The sequence below is a fragment of the Limnohabitans sp. genome (assembly GCF_036804465.1).
Classification (GTDB): domain Bacteria; phylum Pseudomonadota; class Gammaproteobacteria; order Burkholderiales; family Burkholderiaceae_C; genus Limnohabitans.
Genome location: NZ_DAIRSK010000016.1, coordinates 67,230 through 69,460, shown reverse-complemented (window position 1 = coordinate 69,460; position 2,231 = coordinate 67,230). Strand labels below are relative to the sequence as shown.

The following is a 2,231-nucleotide window of genomic DNA, read 5'->3' as shown; positions in this document are numbered from 1 at the left end:
ATTATTAATCGGTTCAATTTTAACATTAATTATAAATTATAAAATTCTTAGCTCGGAAATTAATGTTTATAAAAAAAATAATTTGGTTATAAAAAGAAAAAAATTCGAATTAAAAAATGGTGAATATATATGGATGATTTTATCAGTATCATCATATGCTATTGCCACCAATTTAAACTATTTGATTATAGTTAACAACACCACTTCTAAAATTAGTGCCGAGGTGGGTTTTATATCACAAATACTTGGAATGTCTTCCTTGATGTGCGGAGCTTGGGTAACAGCTGCATTTCCAAGATTAGCAGCAATGAATTTAAATAAACAGGATTTATTGAAAGATGTTATTTTACTGGCGAAGAATACATTATATTCATTATTAATTTTTAATAGCCTTGCAACTATTTTTGGATATGTTTTTTACTTGTACGTAAGAGATGAACAAATTTTTTCAGTTAACTATATGATAATAATTGGAATATCTAGTATTTTGGAATCTTTTTTTTCCACGTTGGGATTGGTCCTTATTGCATTTGGTAGAGTTAGATATGTTTCGATTGTTTCTTTTGCCGTCTCAATTTTTATTTTAATCTCTACTGTGGTTGGTTTTTGGTATTTCGGTGAAGAAGCACTAATCCCATCTGTTATTTTGAGAATATTTATCTATATAATTTATGGGACATTAATCATAATAGAGTTAGATAAATTTTTAAGAGATGGCAAGATTACAAATAAATATTTTATAAAAATATAATTTGTCTTAAAAAATTAATCTGCATTGAATAAACTATAAACTATAAACATTTAATTATTTAATATTTATGCTTTTGAGAGAACGTTTTTTGATTATTATTTTACTTATAATTACATTTGTATCAGCTTTGCGAGTGGATGGAGAGTTGATAAGAATTCCTACTGCTGCATTATTAATATTTACTCTATTTTATTTCAAATATAATTTAACAATAATTATTACTGCTTTAGGATTCGCGACATTTTGCATAATCCATACTGTATTTCTTGTCTTTTCTGGTCAAAACATAATTGATGAAAGGTTGTTTTTGGCAGACCTTTCAATGTACATTGCTCAGCTTATTTTTTATTCTCTTGTATTTTGGAGTTTGGATTACGATAAAAATGAATTTATAATTTTGAATTTTTTTAAAATTTATCTTTTATTTACTATTGCAATTTGGATTAGTTCTTATATATCGGGTTTTAACATAGCTGTCGATACCAGTTATTCAACGCCTCGTGCACAAGGGCTTGTTACAGAACCTTCAAATTTATCTCATTTCCTACCTGCATTAATTATTTACTTTTTCAAATCATTTGATGTTAAGTGGTTGTTTGTTGCACTCTTAACAATGATTTTAACTTTTTCACCTACAGTTTATCTTTCATTAATATTTACAATGATTCTAATTGGTATTTTAAGTATTAATATTAGATCTGTTCTGTATTTTATATTGCCAATTATTTTTATTATTTTAATTGTTGTGTTTAATTGGGGTATTATTTTAACAAGCATTGCTGATTTTGGTCAGTTCGGAGAAATGTTTGTACGAATAATTGAAGGTTTTAATTTTATTTTTTCTGGTGGTTCAACAGGTGCTAACTCGCGTGGAGTTTTAATTTATGATGGTATGGATTTCATGTCAATAAATGGTCTCTGGTGGATTGGTACTGGTTTTGGTTCATCTAATGCAGTAGCCATTATGTTTAATGATGGTATGTTATATGATGCTAATAATTGGTTTTCCTTTATTCTATGGTTTGGACTGCCAGGATTTGTTTTTTTACTTTTACTCCATTTTGCATTACTAGTGGAGCTAAGGGATCGATTTTCAAAATCAAATTTAACTTTCATAGATTTTTTGTTATCTGGTATGATAATATCAAATACAATAAATGGAGGAGGGGTATGGATTCAACATATATTTTTTGCTTTGATTGTATTTCGTCTTCTCAAATTAAATGTTAGTCGTTTAAGCAATATTAGTAATGTGGCTATATGAGATCCTTTGACCTTGTTACAATAACTTTTAATTCGGAAAAACACCTTCAAAGATGTTTTGAATCTGTTCGTCGTTCACGACAATACTTTACAAATTATATTGTAATCGATGGCGGATCAAGTGATAGTACTGTAAATATAATAAAAGAATATTCTGATATAATTACAGATTATATTTCTGAGCCTGATTTTGGAATTTCGGATGCATTTAATAAAG

At 27.5% G+C, this 2,231-nt stretch carries 3 protein-coding genes; all 3 read left to right on the top strand.

Features of this window, described 5'->3' with window-relative positions:
- On the top strand, positions 1-751 hold a 751-nt coding region (locus V7Q41_RS10080; RefSeq protein WP_333845699.1), incomplete at its 5' end, for a hypothetical protein.
- 67 nt (positions 752-818) lie between these two features.
- Complete coding sequence (locus V7Q41_RS10075) at positions 819-2,015, top strand: hypothetical protein (RefSeq protein WP_333845697.1); 1,197 nt, start codon at positions 819-821, stop codon at positions 2,013-2,015.
- The coding region (locus V7Q41_RS10070; RefSeq protein ID WP_333845696.1) for a glycosyltransferase at positions 2,012-2,231 on the top strand (220 nt) is incomplete at its 3' end. The genes V7Q41_RS10075 and V7Q41_RS10070, both read left to right, overlap by 4 nt.

Coding starts and splice junctions, on each gene's coding strand:
- V7Q41_RS10075 (WP_333845697.1), top strand. CDS start 819: ATGCTTTTGAGAGAACGTTTTTTGATTATTATTTTACTTATAATTACA.